Below are 22,226 nucleotides of genomic sequence, written 5' to 3'. Positions count from 1 at the left end.
GGACAGTATTCAACTGTGTACATAGGGCATGCAAAATCCAGACTCGGTCCATGGTAGCGCTTCTCCACTGTAAACCGTGTATCGGCCCACCCGATATTCCAGCGGATTGTTGATACCTCCACCGGTAATTTTCGTAACCGTGGCGGGTGACACATTATTTGGCCAATTCGCGGGAAACGCCCCTGTGTAATAGAGCTGGTTCCCGGATTCGTCGTGAAGCGGATTACACTAGGCACAGAATTAGCCTCGAGCGAGAACACAGGAGCTCATACCGTGACACTCTCCCCAGAGTTGCAGTCCCGCGTGGAACAGAACTATCCAGCAGACTGGACCGAACTGGACACTCGTGCCGTCGACACCGCCCGCGTACTGGCTGCAGATGCAGTACAGAAGTGTGGCTCCGGCCACCCAGGAACCGCAATGAGCCTGGCGCCATTGGCATATACCCTGTACCAGCGTGTGATGCGCCATGATCCGAAGGATCCAAACTGGGCAGGCCGTGACCGTTTCGTGCTGTCGTGCGGTCACACCTCGCTGACTCAATACATTCAGCTGTACATGGCTGGCTTTGGTCTTGAGCTCGATGATCTGAAGGCTCTCCGTACTTGGGGTTCATTGACTCCTGGTCACCCGGAGTATGGCCACACCGATGGTGTCGAAATCACCACCGGTCCTCTCGGTCAGGGACTAGCTTCTGCTGTCGGTATGGCAATGGCATCGCGCCGTGAGCGTGGCCTGCTAGACCCTGAAGCACCAGCGGGCAAGTCACCGTTCGACCACTTTGTGTACGTCATTGCCTCTGACGGTGACGTTCAGGAAGGTGTCACTGCTGAAGCGTGCTCCTTGGCGGGCACTCAGGCTTTGGGCAATCTGATTGTGTTCTGGGATGACAATGGCATCTCCATCGAAGACGACACGACGATTGCCTTCACCGAAAACGTCGCAGATCGTTACCGTGCTTACGGGTGGCAGGTCATCGAGGTCAACGGCGGCGAGGATGTGGCAGCTCTCGAAGCAGCTGTGGCTGAGGCAAAGGCTGATACCACTCGCCCAACTTTCATCCGCATGCGCACCGTGATCGCATACCCAGCTCCGAACGCGATGAACACCGGCGCTTCGCACGGTGCAGCCCTCGGCAACGACGAAGTTGCGTTGATTAAGAAGGAACTTGGCTTCGACACGGAGCAGACCTTTGAAGTTTCTGACGAGGTCATTGCACACACCCGTGCTGCAGTAGAGCGCGGTGCGGAAGCACACGCCGAGTGGCAGAAGTCCTTCGATGCGTGGGCAGAGAAGAACCCAGAGGCCAAGAAGTTCTTCGACCGTCTCACGGCAGGCGAGCTCCCAGAAGGCTTCGCTGACGACATGCCGTCCTGGGATGCCGGCGCAAGTGTTGCTACTCGTAAGGCATCCGCAGCCGCTTTGCAGGCTCTTGGCGCTACCATGCCAGAGCTGTGGGGTGGCTCCGCTGACTTGGCTGGTTCCAACAACACCGTCATCGAAGGTTCTCCTTCGTTCGGTCCTGAGAACATCACCACCGACACGTGGACTGCGACCCCATACGGTCGTAACCTGCACTTTGGTATTCGCGAGCACGCAATGGGCTCGATCATGAACGGTATCCTGCTGCACGGCAACACCCGCATTTACGGCGGTACGTTCCTCATTTTCTCGGATTACATGCGCCCAGCCGTTCGTTTGGCATCGCTGATGGGAATCTCCCCTATCTACGTCTGGACCCACGACTCCATCGGTCTTGGTGAAGATGGCCCAACCCACCAGCCAATCGAGCAACTTGCATCGCTGCGCGCCATCCCAGGCATGACTACGTTCCGCCCAGCTGATGCCAACGAAACCGCAGCCGCCTGGGTAGCAGCACTTGAAGGCGAAGCTGGACCGAAGGCTCTGGCACTGACCCGTCAGAACGTTCCTGTACTGGAAGGCACCAAGGAGAAGGCTGCCGAGGGCGTTCGTCGCGGTGCTTACGTCCTGGTCGAAGGTTCCAAGGAAACCCCAGATGTCATCCTGATGGCTACCGGTTCCGAGGTTCAGTTGGCGGTTGCAGCGGCAGAAGAGCTTGCAACTGACGGCGTTTCTGCGCGTGTCGTATCTGTTCCTTGCCTGGACTGGTTCGAACAGCAGGATGCCGAGTACCAGGAGCAGATCTTGCCTAAGGCTGTTACCGCTCGCGTGTCCGTCGAAGCTGGTATTGCAATGCCGTGGTACCGCCACCTTGGCACCACGGGTCGTGCGGTATCGATCGAGCACTTCGGTGCTTCCGCTCCATACGAGAAGCTCTTCGAAGAGTTCGGCGTGACGACGAGCGAAGTCGTTTCAGCAGCTCGAGAAACCATTGAGGCTTCTAAGTAATTTTCTGATGTCGGCCCTGTGGCCGATGGGTTAAGCCTTTACCGAAAGCGCCGTGAAGCATGGGCCATGAGAGTCCACGCGGTTTCACGGCGCTTTTCGCGTCCCGAGGGTAGCCTGAATTGGTACAGAGAAAGTTGTCGATGGACGTGGGGACTCGTGTATGCGGGCTCTGCGTGGAAAGTTGATTGATCGTGCCAAATAGGAATCTTGAAGCGCTCGCAACTGTGGGAACCTCGGCGTGGTTGGACGATTTGTCCAGGCAGCGTCTGTCTTCCGGTGATCTTGTCCAGCTCATCGACGAGTTGAATGTTGTTGGTGTTACTACTAACCCGGCTATTTTCTCTTCGGCGATGACCGCTGGTGAGGATTACGATTCTCAGTTGGCAGAGCTCACCGCTTCTGGTGCCGATGCTGCTGAAGCGGTCTTCGCCATGGCTATCGACGATGTTCGTGACGCGTGTGACGTGTTGGCTGAGGTGTCGTCGGCAAGCAATGGTGCGGACGGACGCGTCTCCATTGAAGTTGATCCGCGTTACGCAGACGACTACGAGAAGACGATCGCTCAGGCTCGCGAATTGTGGACAAAGGTTGGCAAGACCAACGCGATGATCAAGATTCCTGCGACGGATGCTTCCCTGCCTGCGGTTACTGATGCGCTGGCTGAAGGCATTTGCGTGAACGTCACCTTGATTTTCTCCCTGGAGCGTTACCGCGAAGTTGTAGAAGCATTCATCGCTGGTATTGAGCGTGCGAAGGACAATGGCCAGGACTTGACGGCGATCCATTCGGTCGCTTCCTTCTTCGTGTCGCGTGTGGATACCGAAGTAGACAAGCGACTTGAAGCAATTGGCACCGATGAGGCGCTCGCACTGCGTGGCAAGTCTGGTATCGCTAATGCACGCTTGGCCTACGCCGAGTTTGAAAAGGCTTTTGCAGCGGACACCGAGCGTTGGGCTCCACTTGCTGCAGCTGGTGCGAATGCGCAGCGTCCGTTGTGGGCCTCGACGGGTGTGAAGAACCCTGACTACCCTGCAACGCTGTATGTCACCGAGTTGGCTGGTCCGTTGGCCGTTAACACCATGCCGGAGAAGACTTTGCGTGCAGCTGCGCAAAGCGAAGTCCCAATGGTCGCAGATACCTTGACTGGTACGGGCGACGATGCTCAGGCAGAGATGGATGCGGTTGCACAACAGGGCATTGCGTGGACTGAAGTCTTTGAGATTCTCGAACGAGAAGGCGTCGAAAAGTTCGTAAACAGCTGGCAGGAGCTGCTCGACTCCATTGCAGGTCGAATGGATGAGCTGAAGAAGTAGTCGGACTATCAATCTACTCAGTGCTCGTGGCGATGGTCGCGAGCACTTTTCCATTCTATTTGTATGACTTTCCTTGTTCGTGCCTACACGGAATAGTCGGTGTGAGAGGCTAGCCTCGTAAAGACTAGTCTCTACTTGTGTTTACTCTGCCCTTAGAAAAGGAAGGCCTTCTATCGTGACAGTTCCTCCTCCGGCCGATTCCTTGGCAAGCGCATGGACGAACCCCTTGCGTGATCCTCAGGACAAGCGTCTCCCACGGATCGCAGGCCCTGGTGGCATGGTTATTTTCGGTGTGACCGGTGACCTTGCTCGTAAGAAGTTGCTTCCGGCTATTTATGACCTTGCCAATCGAGGGCTACTACCTGCTTCTTTTGCCCTCGTAGGTTATGGCCGCCGTAACTGGTCGAAGGAAGAGTTCGAACAGTACGTGCGCGACGCAGTGGAAAGTGGCGCCCGTACTCCTCTTCGAGAGAGCGTTTGGAGCCGTCTCGCAGAGGGCATTCACTTCGTCCAGGGCACATTTGTCGACGACGAAGCCTTTGACCGACTCGCCGAGAAGCTGTCCGAGCTCGATGCCTCCCGTGGCACCGCTGGAAACTGGGCATACTACTTGTCCATTCCGCCCGACAATTTCCCCGATGTGTGTAACCAGCTTGATCGTGCTGGTTTGGCTCAAGCGGGTGAAGAGAATTGGCGTCGAGTGATTATCGAGAAGCCATTCGGACATGACCTCGAATCTGCGCAAGAACTGAACCATATCGTCAACTCGGTGTTCCCCGAAAAGTCGGTCTTCCGCATCGACCACTACCTGGGTAAAGAGACTGTTCAGAACATCTTGGCAATGCGTTTTGCTAACCAGCTGTTCGATCCGCTGTGGAACTCGCACTACGTCGACCATGTTCAGATCACAATGGCTGAAGACATCGGCCTAGGTGGCCGTGCTGGCTATTACGACGGAATCGGTGCAGCCCGTGACGTGATCCAGAACCACTTATTGCAGTTGCTAGCGCTCGTAGCCATGGAAGAACCAGTCGCATTTACCCCGGAAGAATTGCAGACCGAAAAGATCAAGGTGTTGCGAGCGACGGAGCCTTTGCGTCCGCTGTCGAAGACCACTGCGCGTGGTCAGTACTCGGCAGGCTGGCAAGGGTCTGACTACGTAGTAGGCCTCCGCGAAGAAGAAGGCTTCGATCCAGAATCAACGACCGAGACATATGCTGCCTGCACCTTGCAGATCAATTCTCGCAGGTGGGCAGGCGTGCCATTCTATCTTCGTACCGGCAAGCGACTGGGGCGACGAGTGACGGAGATTGCGTTGGTGTTCAAGTCTGCGCCGCACCTTCCTTTCGCTGACACGATGACTACTGCTCTTGGGCAGAATGCAATGGTCATCCGCGTACAGCCGGACGAGGGCGTCCTCATGCGCTTCGGTTCTAAGGTGCCAGGTTCCGCGATGGAAGTACGCGATGTGAACATGGACTTCTCCTACTCGGAGTCGTTCACTGAGCAGTCGCCAGAGGCTTACGAACGCTTGATTCTCGACGCACTTCTCGACGAAGCGAGCCTCTTCCCAACTAATGAAGAAGTGGAGCTGTCCTGGAAGATTCTCGACCCGATCATTGATTACTGGGCAAAGCGTGGCCGCCCAGATGAATACCCTGCGGGTACGTGGGGTCCTGCGTCCGCCGATCACATGTTGGAACGGGAAGGACGTACATGGCGACGACCGTAGTCAAAGAGCACGTCGTTCTTGACCTATCACCCTTCGGCCCTTCCATCATTGACTTCATTGTTGACACCACCACTGACACTGCTGCGAAAGTGCGTTTGCCATGATCATTACTCTTCCTGACACGACTACTCGCGCTATCGCCAAGCAGCTCGTTCAGCTGCGCGAACAAGGTGGCGATGGTGCCACCGGCCGTGTGTTGACCCTCATCGTGCTGTCTCGTAGCGAAGATGACCTCGAGGACATTATTGCAACCGCTAACAACGTCTCTCGTGAGCATCCATCCCGCGTGCTTGTACTCATCTCAGGCGAGCCACGCGGGGCAAACCGACTCGACGCGGAAATCCACATGGGCGGAGATGCTGGTGCAGCGGAGATCGTCGTCATGCATTTGGAGGGTGAGGTGGGTGAACATCCAGAAGCCCTGGTCACCCCTCTCCTGCTGCCCGATACCCCAGTTGTCGCGTGGTGGCCGTCGACTGCTCCGCAAGTTCCTGCGGCTACGTTGATAGGTCAGATTGCTCAGCGACGAATCACCGATTCCCTGACAGATCCAGACAAAGAAGCTGTGTATACGCGTCGCACAGGTTACACGCCGGGAGATTCGGACTTGGCGTGGTCCCGACTCACTCCGTGGCGCGGTGTGCTGGCTTCCGCATTGGATTTGCCACCACACGAGCCGATCATTGCCGTGGAGATTTCCGGTTCCGATGACAATCCATCCGTGGATCTTGCAGCTGGTTGGCTGGCGGACCGCCTGGGTGTGCCAGTCCATCGAGTGATGAACGGATCCCCGATGGTTCCAGTCGATGATCGCGATCGTCCCATGAATTCCATCGAGTCCGTGATCCTGCGCCGTGCTAGTGGTGCTGACGTCGTGTTCTCAATCGAAAATGCAACGACAGCATGTGTGACCATCGGCGATCGACCACCGTTTAAGGTGGCCTTGTCGCGTCGCTCGACGGTGGACTGTCTTGCAGAAGAGCTCCGCCACCTCGACCCGGATCTCGCATATGCTCGGGCCTTGCGTGGCCTCAGCCGAATTCGCTTGGTCAAGCCCGGATCAGAGCCCTCCCGCGCCGGCTCCACGGCAGCGGGGACCCAGTCCCCGATCGGTACATCTTTTGCTAAGGAGAACTCCAATGACAGCCAGCGCTAATGCTCACGATGTGCACTTCTCCCGCCATGACGACCTCAATGATCTCGTTGAGGCCGCACGGGATGCCTTCGCCTCTACTGTCGTAGCTGCACAGCACGATGGAGCGGTAGCGCGCGTCGTACTCACTGGTGGTGGCGCAGGTATCGCTTTGTTGGAAGCATTACGACGAAACTCTGCCCCATCAACACAGCCGGACGAAGCTATTGATTGGTCACGGGTGCTCGTATTCTTTGGCGACGAGCGATTCGTTGCTGCTGACGATTCGGAACGCAACGAGGGCCAAGCACGTGAGGCGCTGTTGGACCACATCGACATTCCAGCTGGCAATATCTTCGGGTACTTAGCCGACGACGGCACCGCCACCCCAGAGGAAGCAGCGCGCGCCTACGAGGAGCTCGTCGTCACGCATGCTCCTGACGGGTTTGACCTGCATTTGCTGGGCATGGGCGGCGAGGGGCATATCAACTCGTTGTTTCCCCATACGGATGAGATTCGGGAGGAATCGCAGCTCGTTGTGGCCGTGCACAATTGCCCAAAGCCACCTCCGACGCGGGTGTCGTTGACGATGCCGGCGATCGCCAAGGCGGATCGGGTCTGGCTGCTGGTCTCTGGCGGTGCGAAGGCCGAAGCCGTTAGAGCTATCTCTGATGGTGCTGCTGCCGTGGACTGGCCGGCTGCTGGAGTTCGTGGTCGGACTGAAACTGTGGTGTTTGTCGATGAAGCTGCAGCTGCGCTACTCTAGCTGCCACTCAGCGCGTCGACTATGAGCGCCTGCTGAAACAATGAAGCCCTAGGTCAATGACCTAGGGCTTTACTCATGCCGGCGGATGGCACTCAACTAGAGTTGTTACCATCCAAATGCGTTGAAGAGACCAAGCAGAATGATGCTGGCAATCCACAAGATAGCGGTGACGATTGTGACATAGTCAAGGTTCTTTTCCACCACGGTAGAACCCGAGAGGTTCGACTGGACACCGCCGCCAAACAGGCTAGACAGGCCGCCACCCTTACCCTTGTGCAACAGAATAAACAGGCACATCAAGACAGACGTGACGACCAAGACGATCTGGATGGCGAGGTACACGCGCACTTCCCCTCAATTGACGCCCACTTGTGATGGGCAACTAAACCTAACAGGGTTCCACACTACCGCAAAACCCTCGTTGGACACACATACTAGCCAGAGTTTCGCAGCGCAGTGGCGAGGCCATTCATGGTCAGCTGGATCCCACGGCGAACCTTATCTCGGTCATCACCTGCACGGTAACGTCGCAGCAGCTCAAGCTGGATAGCATTCAGCGGCATCAAATATGGGAAACGCATGTCAACGCTTCGCGCCAAAAGCGGGTTGTCTTCCAGCAGCGTTGTATAGCCGGTGACCTTGAGAAACATCTCATAGGTCAGTTCGAACTCAGAGCGAATCGCGGTATAGATACGTTCGGCACCCTCGCGGTCTGAGCACAAATTCGCGTACAGCCGAGCCAGGTCCATATCCGCTTTACTCATCACCTGAGCCATATTTGATAGCACCGAGGCAAAGAATGGCCACTTCTCGTTGAGTTCGCGCAATTCGGCAAGACGAGTTCCATCCGGATCCTCACCGATCCACTGCCTCAGCGCAGTTCCAACGCCGTACCAGCCAGGCACCATCGAGCGTTGCTGCGACCAGGATAAGACCCACGGAATAGCACGCAGATCAGAAATCGACGTCGTTTGTTTACGCGACGAAGGACGTGAGCCAATATTCAAACTGCTGATTTCGGCCACGGGAGTCGAGTCTTCGAAGAAGCTGATGAAACCAGGGTCCTCGTGCATCAGCGACGAGTAGGCGCCGCGGGAAAGCGCAGAAATTTCCCGCATCACTTCATAAGCGCGTTCTTGGTGTCCAAAGTCGTTGACATCAAGCATCGTTGACTCGATTGTCGCCGAGACCAGGGCCTCCAAATTACGTCGCGCGGTCACTGGGTTTCCGTACTTCGCAGAAATAATCTCGCCCTGTTCCGTGACACGCACAGCACCCTGCACTGCACCCTTCGGCTGAGCCAAGATTGCATCGTACGACGGGCCACCGCCACGACCCACCGTGCCACCACGACCATGGAAGAGGCGTAAGCGAATGTGGTGCTTCTTGGCGACGTCGACAATTTCGGTTTCAGCGTCGTACAAGGCCCAGTTCGCCGCGAAATAGCCACCGTCCTTGTTGGAGTCGGAATAGCCGAGCATGACCTCCTGAAGATCGCCCCGGGCTCGCACGTACGACCGGTAACAATCAACATTCCATGCAGCTTCCAGAACATTCGCGCCTGCTTGGAGGTCCTCAATCGTCTCGAACAGCGGAATAATGTCCAACGTGCCGTGTAACTGTCCGTTTGTTGAAGTGATGAGACCCACTTCTTTCAGCAGGATCATCGGTTCAAGCAGATCGGATACAGACGAGCACATAGAGATAATGCAGTGCGGTACGGAGTCAGGGCCATAAGCCTCGACAGCATGCGCAACTGCCCGCATGATGCCCATTTCCCGTTCCGTAGCTTCAGATAGTTTCGCGCCGAGCGGAATCAAGGGGCGTGCGTAGGCAAGTTCCTTCGAAAGAAGAGCGACCTTCGCAGTCTCTGACAACGCAGCATAGTTCTCGGTCACACCCGCAAGTGCGAAGAGCTCGGTCAAAACGCTTTCGAAACTCTCCGAGTTTTGACGAATGTCCAGGGAGTACAAGTGGAATCCAAAAGCGTCGAGAGCAGCTTGAATGTCCGCCAGTCGGTAGTCTGCAACCAAATCATCCTGGCTAGCGCGCAAGGAATCCTCGACAATCTTCAAGTCAGACCGCATCTGCTCGACGTCGTCGTAAGGCTCGTGGACAGACCAGTCGCCCTCGATGATCGTGGTCCCCAACATGGCCTTTGCCGTTGCGGCCATTCGCCCACGGATGCCATGCACAGCTCGTCGGTACGGTTCATCCTTACGATTCGGAATATCGTTATGACCCCGGCTAGCCAAACCAATCAGATCCACTGTCGCCTTCGTCAGCCGGTCAGAAAAGCTCAGCTCGCGTTCCAGTGCGTGCAACTGTCGCAGGTAGTACCCGAAAATCGTCGTCGTCGCACGATCCGTTGCATACTTGACCGTCTCGGCTGTAATGAATGGATTGCCATCGTGGTCTCCGCCAATCCACGAGCCCATCCGCACCGCCGGCTTGTTCGGAATATCGGTTCCGCCCAGCTCACGCATGTGCTTGACGACGTCCCTATTCAAGCGTGGCACCGTTTCCAGCAAAGACAACTGGTAATAGCGCAAACCGACTTCGACTTCGTCCCTAATGTCCGGGCGGTTGAGGCGGATCAACGCGGTCTGCCACAGTGTCAAGACACGGCGCTTGATTTCCAAATCGATGTCGGCGATACGAGCTTCCGTTCGCGCGGTCCGCGGTGCTGACATCACTTCACGACGGCGACGCATCGCCTCACCGATATGCTTCTGCGCATCGAAAACAGTACGACGGCGCGTCTCCGTTGGATGCGCAGTCAGTACTGGTGAGATCATCGCTTCATTCATCATCTCCGCGAGCTGTTCGCGTGGTACCCCGGCCGCTGCCAGCTTCTCCCACGTTGCTTCCAACGTTGAATCAACGGCAGAAACACCTTCATCCAGCTTTTGCTCCAACAAGCGCTCTTCGTGCAAATCCTCTGCCAAATTTGCTAGCAGCGCGAAATGAGTGAACGCACGAATGATCGGACTGGCTTCAACTGGATCAATGTCCCGGAACAGTGAGGTCAGATCCTCAATCTCCGCTTCGCCACGATGCAGGCGAAAAGCAATACGGCGAGCGTTTTCTACCAGCTCGAAAACATCTCCGCCTTCCTGCTGTCGAATAGTGTCGCCAAGAATCTTTCCGAGATGTCGAATGTCTTCACGCAAGGTCTCTTCGGTAGCAGAGTTCATATCCCCATAGTGCCGGAGGGACCGGGATGCTGCAGGGCAAGTCGTCGAAAAGCACAAGCCCCGCTCACCAAAAGTGAACGGAGCTATACATGATGCGCAACTTCGTCACACGCCTTCGCGTGTACGCACGCTACGGCTTATACAGCAGAATCTGCAGCAAGTGCGCAGAGCTTAGCGAACGCTTCACCATCGAGGGATGCGCCACCAACGAGGCCACCGTCGACATCAGGCTGGCTGATCAGCTCAGCGACGTTGTCAATTTTCATGGAGCCACCGTAGAGAACACGCATTGCCTTTGCGGTTTCTTCGGAAGCGACCTCGGCAATGGTCTCGCGGATAGCCTTGCAGACTTCCTGAGCATCGGCAGCAGAAGCAACCTTGCCGGTACCAATTGCCCACACTGGCTCGTAAGCAATGACGGTCTTGTCAAGGTCAGCCTCGGACAGATTCGCAAGCGAACCCTTAACCTGCTCAACAACGTACTCAACATGCTTGTTTGCTTCACGGACCTCTAGAGGCTCGCCAACACAGACGATTGGAGTCATGTTTTCCTTGAGCGCAGCCTTGGCCTTCTTGGATACAATTTCGTCAGTCTCTGCATGCATCTCGCGACGCTCGGAGTGACCAACTACGACCCAGCGGCAGCCGAGCTTAGCCAACATCGTTGCCGAAATCTCACCGGTGTAGGCACCAGATTCGTACATGGACACATCTTGCGCGCCATAGGTTACGCCAAGCTTGTCGCCCTCTACGAGCGTCTGCACCGAGCGGATGTCAGTGAATGGCGGAATCACAACGACATCAACCTTGTCGTAGTACTCCTTTGGCAATGCGAAGGCGAGCTTCTGAACAACGCCGATGGCCTCAAGATGGTTGAGGTTCATCTTCCAGTTGCCAGCGATAAGTGGCTTGCGTGCCATAGTGTTTGTCACTCCTGTTTACTTGTTTACAAAGATGAGGCGAACGCGCGACTGGATGCCGCGCGTCAGGTCTAGGATTCGAGAACTTCCACGCCTGGAAGAGTCTTGCCCTCGAGGAACTCGAGCGAAGCACCACCACCGGTGGAGATGTGGCTGAAGCCATCCTCATCCAAACCAAGAGTACGTACTGCAGCAGCAGAATCGCCACCACCGACGACGGAGAAGCAGCCCTTAGCAGTTGCGTCGATGATCGACTGAGCTACGACGCGAGTGCCTTCTGCGAAAGCTTCCATCTCGAAGACACCCATTGGGCCATTCCAGAACACAGTCTTGGAGTCTGCGAGCTTCTCACCGAATGCCTTTGCGGACTCTGGTCCGATGTCGAGGCCCATCCAACCTTCTGGGATCGCGTCGACTGCAACAACCTTGTTCTCAGCGTCCGCTGCAAACTTGTCTGCCACCACAACATCGGTTGGTAGAACGATTTGGTCGCCGTAACGATCCAGCAGGTCCTTACAGGTGTCAATCATCTCTTCCTGCAAGAGGGAGCCACCAACGGAGTAGCCCTGAGCTGCGAGGAAGGTGAAGCACATGCCGCCACCGATGACCAGGTAGTCAACCTTTGGCGCGAGTGCCTCGATAACACCGAGCTTGTCAGACACCTTCGAACCGCCGAGAACGACCGCGTATGGCTTCTCTGGGGTCTCTGCAACCTTGCGGAGAACTTCGAGCTCAGCCTGAACCAGGCCACCAGCGTAGTGTGGCAGAGCCTTAGCGACGTCGTACACAGATGCCTGTGCGCGGTGGACGACACCGAAGCCGTCGGATACGAATGCGCCTCCAGGAACGAGTGCAGCAAGTTCGTTTGCGAATTCCGCGCGCTCCGCATCATCCTTGGAAGTCTCGCGAGCATCGAAACGAATGTTCTCGAGCAGCAGGACATCGCCGTCCGTCAGACCGTTTGCGCGCTCGTGGGCATCTTCACCAGAAACGTCGCCAGCCAGGGCAACATAACGATCCAGGCGCTCGGACAGAGCCTCTGCAACTGGTGCCAGCGAAAGTTCAGGCTTGACTTCGCCCTTTGGGCGGCCGAGGTGAGCACACACGACAACCTTTGCTCCGGCCTCCGACAGTGCCTTCAGCGTCGGTACAGAAGCGTCGATGCGACCTGGGTCGGTAATAACGCCGTCCTTCAAAGGAACGTTGAGGTCCGAACGAACGAGAACGTAGCGACCTTCCACACCTTCAGCCAGCAGGTCCTTAACAGTCTTTACAGCCATTATTGAGTTTCCCTTCAATTGGATATGCGACGGGCCGGGGTGCATGCGCGAGGCGCTGCACCCCGGCTGGGGGGGGGGAGTGGGGGGCTGGGGTTTGTCCCTTCCCCCCCCCCCCCCCCTCCCCGCAGGGTTTAAGAGGTGTTCAGTAAAGAACAGGTCTACTTAGAGACGCTCACCGACGTAGACGGAGAGGTCGACGAGGCGGTTGGAGTAACCCCACTCGTTGTCGTACCAAGAAACAACCTTGACCTGGTTACCAATGACCTTGGTCAGTGGTGCGTCGAAGATGGAGGAAGCTGGGTCGCCCTCGATGTCCTTGGAAACAATTGGATCCTCGTTGTATACGAGAATGCCCTTCATGTCGCCCTCAGCTGCTGCTTCCTTGATTGCAGCGTTAACTGCGTCGACGGAAACTTCGTTCTTTGCAATGAAGGTGAGGTCGGTGACCGAACCGGTTGGGGTTGGGACTCGAAGTGCGTAGCCGTCCAGTACACCCTTCAGCTGTGGGAGAACCAGAGCAACTGCCTTAGCCGCACCTGTGGAGGTTGGAACGATGTTCAGTGCAGCTGCACGTGCACGACGCAGGTCCTTGTGAGGAGCGTCGATCAGGCGCTGGTCACCGGTGTAAGCGTGAATCGTGGTCATCAAACCGCGCTCGATGCCGAACTTCTCGTCCAGAACCTTGGCCATTGGAGCCAGGCAGTTGGTGGTGCAAGACGCGTTCGAGATGATGTGGTGGTTCTCTGGGTCGTAGTCAGTGTGGTTAACACCAACGACGAAGGTTGCATCTTCGTTCTTAGCTGGAGCAGAGATGATGACCTTCTTGGCACCACCGTCGATGTGAGCCTTCGCAGCCTCAGCATCGGTGAAGAAGCCAGTCGACTCGATGACAATGTCAACGTTCTGCTCGCCCCATGGCAGGTTCTTTGGATCGCGCTCTGCCCATGCGATGATGCGCTTGCCGTTGACGGTGATGGATTCATCGTCGTAGGAAACCTCTGCGTCAAGCTTGCCCATGACCGAGTCGTACTTAAGCAGGTGAGCGAGGGTCTTGTTGTCAGTCAAGTCGTTGACTGCTACGACCTCGATGTCAGCGCCCTGTGCCACGATGGAGCGGAAGAAGTTACGACCAATACGACCGAAACCATTGATACCTACACGAACCGTCACGATTATCTCCTTAGTGGATCGCTTTTCGTTTGCCACTGATGCGTCCAGATTTCGCGCGGATTCAAAACCTTGGTGGACACCCATTAAAAGCGGCGACCGGGGTAAATCCGTGAAACTCAACCATCAGGCTCAATTGAAAAGTTTACGTGTGCTTTGACTACTTCGCAGGGGGATGCAATAGAGAAAGCCGCGCTTCAGGCATGCTACCTGCATGAATGTAATCCAAGTTTTTATGAATTGATCAAGCTAGGCAGTAAGTGAGGCGCGGTGATGATTCATTTTCCAGCCGATACCAATTACCGAACTGTCGTAAGACTACTGCTCATTTGTAGCTTCCGGAGAGTCAGCAAAAAGTTCATCCGTGACTGCTGAATTGGTATCTGGAATTCCGGTCTCCTGTGCCCTGCGGTCCGCCATAGACAGCAAACGCCGAATACGACCCGCTACGGCATCCTTTGTCATCGGAGGGCTAGCCAGCTGTCCTAGCTCCTCCAGAGATGCCTGACGATGTTCCACACGCAGTTGGCCAGCCGTTACAAGGTGCTCAGGGACATCGTCGCCAAGAATTTCCAACGCTCGCTCTACACGGGCAGCAGCCACAACAGCAGCGCGAGCAGAACGACGGAGATTGGCATCGTCGAAGTTGGCCAACCGGTTAGCAGTGGCACGAACTTCGCGGCGCATCCGCTGTTCTTCCCATTCTAAGCGGGTCGTCTGTGCGCCCATCCTGGTTAGCAATGCCCCAATTGCCTCGCCATCACGGATTACGACGCGATCACCACCACGAGTCTCGCGGCTCTTGGCTTGGATGCCAAGTCGACGAGCACAGCCAACGAGCGCAAGTGCTGCTTCCGGACATGGAGCAGACACTTCCAATGCGGATGAGCGTCCAGGTTCAGTCAATGAACCATGAGCCAGGAAGGCACCACGCCACGCAGCCTCGCAGTCAATGGCGGTGCCGTTGACAACCTTCGGAGGCAATCCACGAACCGGGCGACCAGCTCGGTCAATCAACCCAGATTGACGAGCAACCTGTTCCCCGCCGTCGACAATTCGCACCACGTATCGAGCCGACTTACGCAATCCACCAGGGCTCAGCACGTGCATCTGGGCATCAACGTTGTACAGACTGGAAATAGACGTGCGAAGACGACGAGCGACGGCGCCGGAATCTACCTCTGCTTCAAGAACAATGACACCACCGACAAGGTGCAGGCCCCCAGAAAAGCGGAAAAGTGCTGCTAGTTCTGCAGCCTGAGCACTCTCCTGCGACACCGGAACACGAGCAAGCTCGTCCTTCACCTTTGCCGTTAACGCCATGGGCGCGTTCCTCCTCGCATGAATAGCAAAGCCACACAGTGAGGCCGGTGCGAATCGACTGCAACCGGCCTCAGATTATCCATCAGGTTAAACAGCCTAGCGTGTCATCAATTCAGACAGCGCGTCGGCTAGCTTCGCAGGGTCATGGCGCACGGTCCACGCTCCGTCGCTAGAAACCTCGCGAACGTCGGCGTACACGACTTCCGCGCCTAACGATGACGCTGCACGACTGAGAAATTCCCGCTCAGTCTTACCCGTGACAATGGTTTTATCAACCAGAATGTGGTCGACCGTCAGTTCTGGGGCATGCTGAGCAATCATATGAATATGGCGCTCAACAGAGAAGCCGGCAGTCTCCCCTGGCTCCGCTACGAGATTCAGTACGACGACGCGACGCGCCTTTGTCGTCGTCAATGCTTCCCGCAGTTCTGGCACCTGCAGATGCGGAAGAACGGACGTGAACCAGGAACCTGGCCCGAGTGTCACCAGATCTGCCCGATGAATGGCCTCCAACGCTTCTGGGGTAGCCGCGGGGCTATCCGGAATCAATCGAATTCGCCGAACCTGACCAGGCGTAGTCGCTACAGCGACCTGTCCTCGTACTGGGCGGACGACGCGAGCATCGTCTTCGAGGCCGACCACTTCAGCCTCTATATCCAGCGGAATGGGCGACATCGGCAATACTCGACCTCGTATATTCAGAAGCCTTGCTACCTCGTCAAGCGCAGCGACTTCATCACCCAACACACTGGCAAGCCCAGCGATGAGCAAATTTCCCACCGCATGTCCCGCGAGCGCACCAGTGCCACCAAAGCGATGCTGCAGGGTTTGTTCCCACAAGCGTCCGTGCTCCGTGTCGTCGGCAAGCGCGGCGAGAGCCATACGCAAATCGCCAGGTGGGATCTGCCCTAATTCACGACGCAGCCGACCGGAAGAACCGCCGTCATCAGCAACGGTTACAACAGCGGTGACATGATCGGCGATCCTTCGGACCGCTCTTAATGTGGCGAACAGACCATGCCCACCGCCGAGTGAAGTAATGGCGGTCATCTACGGTACTTCTCCTTTAATCACGGGCAACACTGCCGTCCACCACGTGACGACGCTGCCCCACGGCAGTTATTCCGATACTCCAAGGTTAATCGCGATTGATATCGCGGTGGCTCACGGAACACTGCACACCAGGTAGTTCTGATAAACGCTTGTTAAGTTCTTCGGCCATAGCCACACTGCGGTGATGACCACCGGTACAACCAACAGCCAGCGTCAAAAAGCTCTTGCCTTCCCGACGGTATCCAGGGAGGACAAGACTGACCAAGTCCGTCACGGTACTCAAGAACTTCCCTGCATCTTGCTGACCCAAAACATAGTCTGAGACTGGTTTGTCGATGCCACGTCCACCACGCAGTTCCGGCACCCAATATGGATTGGGCAAAAAGCGAACGTCGAAAAGCAGATCGGCGTCTCGCGGAGCACCATGCTTGAAACCAAATGACTGAATGGTGATCTGTTGGTACCGCGTGTGTGGATCGGCGAACTGCCGCTCCAATTCACGGCGCAGGTCATGCACCGACAAATGGGAAGTATCCACCACAATGTCCGAGTTAGCGCGAATCTGTGCCAACATCTCCCGCTCGGCTTCAATGCCCTGTGACAGCGTGCCATTTTCTTGCAATGGGTGGCGACGTCGCACGGAGTCGTAGCGAGCAATCAGGACATCGTCCGATGCGTCCAAGAAGATCAAATATGGTGAGCGACCCGCTTGCCGCAGATTTTCCAACACCTCACCCAAGTTGCCGGCAAAAGCACGTGAGCGAACATCTGTGACGATGGCTAGTCGTTCAACCGGCGAGTCTGCCTCGAAAGACAACTCGACCATGCGCACGATGAGCTCAGGTGGAAGGTTATCGGCAACATACCAGCCCATTTCCTCCAGAACTGCTGCAGCCGTGTTTCGGCCAGAACCAGACATTCCGGTGATGAGGACCAGTGACGTGTCGGGGTTGGGCACCCCAGCGGAGGCGTTGGTCATATGCCCTACATTACGTGGCTTAACGACGTTGCGTGCGGTTCACCGTAGATCCCTAGGCTCCGTTGGAATTGTCGGGTTTCTCGGGCACGTCCGGGTGCAATGATTCGAAGACCGTCACAGCGAGTTGAGGGCCAAAACCTGGCACCTCCTTGATGTCGTCAACGCTGGCGCGCTTCAAAGCGGCGACGGAACCGAAATGCTTCACCAGGTCAGTACGCCGTTGCGGCCCAAGCCCCTTGATCCCGTCCAATACGGAAGAAGTCATGCGCTTCGACCGTTGCTGGCGGTGGTACGAGATTGCAAACCTATGAGCTTCATCACGAATGCGCTGGACTAAGTACATTGCTTCGGAATTTCGGGGCAGAATCACTGGCTCGTCGTCGTCAGGTACCCACAGTTCTTCGAGCCTCTTCGCGATACCAACGAGCGCGACATCCGTGACCCCGAGCTCGTCTAGTACTGCCTGAGCAGCTGCGACCTGCGGTGCGCCACCATCGACGATGAGCAGATTCGGTGGGTATGCGAACTTTCGTTGCGACGCGGACTCCTCCACCACCTCAATGGACTCCTCGACAAACATGTCGTCGGCTTCTTCGGGCACAGCGAGTTTGTCTTCCTTATGCCGGCGGAAGCGACGGCGAACTACCTCGGCAATTGATCCAACGTCATCGCTGCGTCCATCACCAGCTGCTTCTTTGATTCGATAACGACGGTAGTCAGACTTCTTTGGCAGACCGTCTTCGAATACAACTAGGGAGGCGACCACGTCCGTGCCCTGAATGTGGGAAATATCAGTGCATTCGATACGCAATGGTGCGTCATCGAGGAAGAGTGCATCTCGAATCCCCTCCAGTGCCTGGGAACGTGCGGTGAGATCACCGGTGCGCTTCAACTTGTGCTGGGCAAGCTTCTCTTTCGCGTTTCGGGCAACGGTTTCCAGCAGTACTCGCTTGTCACCTCGTTGTGGAACGCGAAGATCGACATGTGCGCCTCGGAGTTCTTCCAGGAACGCCGTCACAGTGTTGCTGTCTGCAGGCTCAGCCTGGACCAGGATCTCTCGTGGCACGACCTGTGCTGCTTCGGTAGCTTCGTCGCCATCGATTTCTGCGTGCTTAGCTGCGTCGCCATAAAACTGCGCAATAAAGTTCGATAGCAACGTTGGCAGTGCTGGATCCGGGCCGTCCTCCGGCAACGGACCAGTTTCCATGTCGCCAGATTTCTCGACGACCCAGCCCCGTTGACCAAAAATCCTTCCTTGGCGCACGTGGAAAATCTGCACTGCCGCTTCCAGCTCATCTGTGTGAAACGCAATGAGATCAGCATCGGTCGCGTCTGAAAACACGACTGATTGCTTTTCCATGACCTTTTCGACAGCGGCGAGATCGTCGCGAAGCCGGGCTGCCTTCTCAAAGTCCAGCTCTTCCGCGGCTTGCATCATGTCGCCTCGGAGTTGTCGCGTCACAGCACCCGTGTTGCCCGACATGAACGAGGTGAAACCCCGGACAATCTCTCGGTGTTCCTTCGCACTGACCCGGCCAACGCACGGTGCAGAACACTTATCGATGTACCCCAGCAAACACGGTCTGCCCAACTGTTGCTGACGATTGAACACCCCTTTGGCGCAGGTCCGGGCTGGAAACACGCGGGTCAATAAGTCCAGAGTTTCGCGGATTGCCCACGCGTGCGAATAGGGTCCGAAGTACCGGACACCTTTACGACGAGGCCCCCGATACAGAAACAACCTCGGATACAGTTCGCCCACGCTGACGGCAAGCATTGGGTACGACTTATCGTCGCGATACATCACGTTGAAGCGCGGGTTGAATCGCTTGATCCACGTGTACTCCAACTGGAGAGCTTCAACTTCAGTTTGGACGACCGTCCAGGACACTTTCGCAGCAGACTGCACCATTTGCCTGGTTCGCGGGTGCAGGCGCGTTAAATCCTGGAAATAGTTAGAGAGACGGGCACGCAGGTTTTTGGCCTTGCCGACGTACAGAACACGGCCATCCTGATCAAGAAAGCGATAGACCCCCGGCTCCACAGGAATGGTGCCAGGGGGTGGTCGATATGTTGCGGGGTCTGCCACTAGTCCTCCGGCATGTACCGTTCTTCAAGGGCGCGGAAGTTCTTCACATCACGGACGACAGTTGCCTGATCGGCTGCCTGTAATGCCAGAACTGGGACAAACTCAAAATCTGGCAACTCCAGTCGTGCCCAACGTGAATCCTCCGGGAAAGACAGGCCGTATACATCGTCCCAGCGGTAGAAACGTGGCGTCAGCAGATTGCGGACTTCAACACCGCGAGAATTAGCGCGGATGCGGGGGCGCAACAGCAAGAGGCACGCAGCAGAAATGATGACGCCAATGGCGGGAAAAGCGAAGCGGTCGATCAATGTCACCTGCGCACCGGTGTCACCGATGTCGACCACGTAGCCCATGAAAATGTGGATTGCCATGACAACTGCAACAGCACCCCACGCCCAAAACTTGAGGATGCGCGAGGTCGCCACAAACTCCCATTGGTCATTGTCGGTCGACTTCTGAGTCGCAGTCACGGTCACAGATCCTCTCCCAGATCAGCTAAGTCTTGGTCTGCCAGGTCACGGAGCAGACTCGCAGTATGCAGCGCAGCGATCATCGCTTCCCTGCCCTTATTCTCCACGGACCCCTCAGCTCCAGAGCGCTCAACAGCCTGCTCATGCGTATTGCACGTCAGCACACCATTGCCTACCGGGGTGTTCTTATCCAAAGCAATGCGGGTCAAGCCCTGCGTCACTGAGTCACACACGTAGTCGAAATGAGGCGTGCCACCCCTGATGACACAACCCAGCGCTACCACAGCGTCGTGATAGGTAGCCAACGATTGCACAACGACTGGAAGCTCTAACGCACCAACGACGGTGACATCGGTGACAATCGCCCCAGCTTCTTCAGCTGCGGCGAGGGCTTCGGAACGGAGCTGCGAGGTGATGTCCTCATTCCAATGTGCCGTAACCAGCCCAACGCTCATTCCTTCTGCGTTTGGGATCTCAATGGGTGGCAAACCTGCACCGCTCACTGCTGTGTCTCCTTTTCGCTTTGCTTCCCAAGGTAGTCGTTCAACCATGGCAATTCATGTCCCATACGCTCGCACTTGGTCATGAGGTAGCGGACATTGTCTTCATGGACCTCCACAGGAACTGCTACTCGACGAGTCATCTCTAGGCCATAACCGCCTAGACCAGCGCGTTTCGTTGGATTGTTCGTGAGCAATGCCATCGACTTGATTCCGAGATCGCGAAGAATTTGGGCACCAGTGCCATACTCGCGCGCATCTGCTGGCAAACCAAGCTCGAGATTCGCATCGACAGTGTCAGCGCCATTATCCTGCAGCTCGTAGGCACGAAGCTTTGGAATGAGACCAATGCCCCTTCCCTCGTGGCCACGCATGTACAAGATCACGCCACGGCCTGCGTCCTGGACCATCTGCATAGACTTGTGGAGTTGTTGGCCACAGTCGCAACGTCGTGAAGCAAACACATCGCCGGTGAGGCACTCGGAATGGACGCGGACCAACACATCCTCGCCATCGTTCGCGGTGACATCGCCGACAACCAACGCCACGTGCTCAATGCCAGTGACTTTGTCTTGGTATCCGTAAGCGCGGAATGCGCCGAACTCCGTGGGCAGCTTGGTTTCTACCACCCGCTCGACAAGGATCTCGTGGCGACGGCGGTACTCGATCATCTGCTCAATGGAAATGAGTGCGAGATCATGTTCGTCGCAGAACCGACGAAGCTCAGGTGAACGAGCCATTTCTGTGGGGTTCTCTTCGGAAACAACCTCACACAGGACGCCAGCAGGTCGCAGTCCCGCGAGTCGGGCAAGGTCGACAGATGCTTCAGTGTGACCTGCGCGAACAAGAACACCGCCGTCACGGGCACGAAGCGGTACGACGTGACCTGGACGCGCGAACTCATGTGGCGTGGAATCTGGCGACGCCAAAAGCCGAATAGTCCTCGCACGATCGGTCGCGCTAATACCGGTGGTGCCTGTATTGGCATCGACCGTAACCGCGTAGGCGGTGCCACGCGCGTCCTCATTCTGAGTCACCATAGGTGGCAGCTCTAGGCGGTCACAATCTTCGCCTGGAAGCGTCGCGCAGATATAGCCTGACGAATAGCGAACCATAAAGGCCACCAGTTCAGGGGTCGCCTTCTCGGCGGCGAAAATAATATCGCCTTCGTTTTCACGGTCTTCATCGTCAATAACGACGACGGCCTTGCCGGCGGCGATATCGGCGATCGCCCTCTCCACTGAGTCGAGTTGAATCACAATCGTTAGCTTATCTAGGTAGTAGTTTCTCGATGTACTTGGCCACCACATCAACCTCTAGATTGACGGTAGCTCCCACTGGCAGCGCCCCAAGGATAGTATCCGCAAGCGTTGTAGGAATGAGAGAAATCTCGAACCAATCCTCGCCGACTGCAGACACAGTCAACGACGTACCGTCGACTGCGATCGAACCCTTTTCGACGACATATCGGTCCAGCTCCTCCGGAAGTGAAATGCGGACAACCTCCCAGTGCTCGCCAGGGGTTCGACTAACAATTGCGCCGGTGCCATCGACATGGCCCTGCACAATATGACCACCAAGTCGACCGTTGGCGGGCATCGCACGCTCCAAATTCACCGGAGAGCCAACCGTCAACTGACCGAGACTTGTTCGGTCCAGAGATTCTTGCATGACATCCGCAGTAAACGACGTGTCATCGAACTCGGCAACAGTCAGGCACACACCATTGACAGCAATGGAATCGCCAAGACCCACACCGTCAAGAACGGTGGCGCAATCAAGAGTCAGCCGGATCGCATCACCTTGGTCCTCGATAACAGCGACTTTTCCCTTTTCTTCCACGATTCCCGTGAACAAAGTGCGTCGTTTCCTTTCCGCTCTTTCAACTACAGCAAGTATGCAGCCTGGTACTGCCTGCTGGTGCTGCTTTTATGA

The 22,226-nt window shown here is 56.3% G+C and carries 18 protein-coding genes; 5 read left to right on the top strand and 13 right to left on the bottom strand.

Annotation, left to right across the window (positions count from 1 at the left end; translation table 11 throughout):
- Nucleotides 1–273: 273 nt before the first annotated feature.
- From tkt to pgl, 5 genes are all read left to right on the top strand, one after another.
- Nucleotides 274–2,370 carry a transketolase gene (tkt, locus tag WG938_RS05850; protein ID WP_339978431.1) on the top strand — a complete coding sequence of 699 codons (2,097 nt, stop codon included), beginning with the start codon at nucleotides 274–276 and terminating at the stop codon, nucleotides 2,368–2,370.
- Between the two features lie 188 nt (nucleotides 2,371–2,558).
- Nucleotides 2,559–3,683, top strand: coding sequence for a transaldolase (gene tal, locus WG938_RS05845; RefSeq protein WP_339978861.1), 1,125 nt, complete (start codon nucleotides 2,559–2,561; stop codon nucleotides 3,681–3,683).
- 175 nt (nucleotides 3,684–3,858) lie between these two features.
- Nucleotides 3,859–5,415, top strand: coding sequence for a glucose-6-phosphate dehydrogenase (gene zwf, locus WG938_RS05840; protein ID WP_339978429.1), 1,557 nt, complete (start codon nucleotides 3,859–3,861; stop codon nucleotides 5,413–5,415).
- Between the two features lie 100 nt (nucleotides 5,416–5,515).
- On the top strand, nucleotides 5,516–6,571 hold the full coding sequence (locus WG938_RS05835; RefSeq protein WP_339978427.1) for a glucose-6-phosphate dehydrogenase assembly protein OpcA: 1,056 nt from the start codon (nucleotides 5,516–5,518) through the stop codon (nucleotides 6,569–6,571).
- On the top strand, nucleotides 6,555–7,313 hold the full coding sequence (pgl, locus tag WG938_RS05830; RefSeq protein ID WP_339978425.1) for a 6-phosphogluconolactonase: 759 nt from the start codon (nucleotides 6,555–6,557) through the stop codon (nucleotides 7,311–7,313). The genes WG938_RS05835 and pgl overlap by 17 nt, the downstream gene beginning before the upstream one ends.
- 105 nt (nucleotides 7,314–7,418) lie before the next feature.
- Here the strand turns inward: pgl and secG are convergent, their stop codons facing one another.
- From secG to WG938_RS05765, 13 genes are all read right to left on the bottom strand, one after another.
- Entirely contained in the window at nucleotides 7,419–7,655 is a 237-nt protein-coding gene (secG, locus tag WG938_RS05825; RefSeq protein WP_339978423.1) for a preprotein translocase subunit SecG, read from the bottom strand.
- A gap of 92 nt (nucleotides 7,656–7,747) precedes the next feature.
- Nucleotides 7,748–10,510, bottom strand: a complete 2,763-nt coding sequence (gene ppc, locus WG938_RS05820) for a phosphoenolpyruvate carboxylase (RefSeq protein WP_339978421.1) — start codon at nucleotides 10,508–10,510, stop codon at nucleotides 7,748–7,750.
- 137 nt (nucleotides 10,511–10,647) lie between these two features.
- Nucleotides 10,648–11,430, bottom strand: a complete 783-nt coding sequence (tpiA, locus tag WG938_RS05815) for a triose-phosphate isomerase (RefSeq protein WP_339978419.1) — start codon at nucleotides 11,428–11,430, stop codon at nucleotides 10,648–10,650.
- 71 nt (nucleotides 11,431–11,501) lie between these two features.
- Nucleotides 11,502–12,710, bottom strand: coding sequence for a phosphoglycerate kinase (locus WG938_RS05810; RefSeq protein WP_339978417.1), 1,209 nt, complete (start codon nucleotides 12,708–12,710; stop codon nucleotides 11,502–11,504).
- Nucleotides 12,711–12,872: 162 nt separating this feature from the next.
- Complete coding sequence (gap, locus tag WG938_RS05805) at nucleotides 12,873–13,880, bottom strand: type I glyceraldehyde-3-phosphate dehydrogenase (RefSeq protein WP_339978415.1); 1,008 nt, start codon at nucleotides 13,878–13,880, stop codon at nucleotides 12,873–12,875.
- A gap of 315 nt (nucleotides 13,881–14,195) precedes the next feature.
- Entirely contained in the window at nucleotides 14,196–15,200 is a 1,005-nt protein-coding gene (gene whiA, locus WG938_RS05800; protein WP_339978413.1) for a DNA-binding protein WhiA, read from the bottom strand.
- A gap of 96 nt (nucleotides 15,201–15,296) precedes the next feature.
- Nucleotides 15,297–16,250: a gluconeogenesis factor YvcK family protein gene (locus WG938_RS05795; RefSeq protein ID WP_339978411.1), complete on the bottom strand. Its 954-nt coding sequence runs from the start codon at nucleotides 16,248–16,250 to the stop codon at nucleotides 15,297–15,299.
- A gap of 88 nt (nucleotides 16,251–16,338) precedes the next feature.
- On the bottom strand, nucleotides 16,339–17,232 hold the full coding sequence (gene rapZ / locus WG938_RS05790) for an RNase adapter RapZ (protein WP_339978409.1): 894 nt from the start codon (nucleotides 17,230–17,232) through the stop codon (nucleotides 16,339–16,341).
- 52 nt (nucleotides 17,233–17,284) lie between these two features.
- Entirely contained in the window at nucleotides 17,285–19,321 is a 2,037-nt protein-coding gene (uvrC, locus tag WG938_RS05785; RefSeq protein WP_339978407.1) for an excinuclease ABC subunit UvrC, read from the bottom strand.
- Nucleotides 19,321–19,791 carry a PH domain-containing protein gene (locus WG938_RS05780; RefSeq protein WP_339978405.1) on the bottom strand — a complete coding sequence of 157 codons (471 nt, stop codon included), beginning with the start codon at nucleotides 19,789–19,791 and terminating at the stop codon, nucleotides 19,321–19,323. The genes uvrC and WG938_RS05780 overlap by 1 nt, the downstream gene beginning before the upstream one ends.
- Nucleotides 19,792–19,793: 2 nt before the next feature.
- Nucleotides 19,794–20,294 carry a 6,7-dimethyl-8-ribityllumazine synthase gene (gene ribH, locus WG938_RS05775; RefSeq protein WP_339978403.1) on the bottom strand — a complete coding sequence of 167 codons (501 nt, stop codon included), beginning with the start codon at nucleotides 20,292–20,294 and terminating at the stop codon, nucleotides 19,794–19,796.
- Complete coding sequence (locus tag WG938_RS05770; protein ID WP_445292884.1) at nucleotides 20,291–21,550, bottom strand: bifunctional 3,4-dihydroxy-2-butanone-4-phosphate synthase/GTP cyclohydrolase II; 1,260 nt, start codon at nucleotides 21,548–21,550, stop codon at nucleotides 20,291–20,293. Before WG938_RS05770 ends, ribH begins: the two co-directional genes overlap by 4 nt.
- 10 nt (nucleotides 21,551–21,560) lie before the next feature.
- On the bottom strand, nucleotides 21,561–22,148 hold the full coding sequence (locus WG938_RS05765; protein WP_339978399.1) for a riboflavin synthase: 588 nt from the start codon (nucleotides 22,146–22,148) through the stop codon (nucleotides 21,561–21,563).
- Nucleotides 22,149–22,226 lie beyond the last annotated feature (78 nt).

This window comes from Corynebacterium sp. H113 (genome assembly GCF_037572315.1).
Taxonomy (GTDB): Bacteria; Actinomycetota; Actinomycetes; order Mycobacteriales; family Mycobacteriaceae; genus Corynebacterium.
This window is presented reverse-complemented; position numbering and strand designations above follow the sequence as displayed.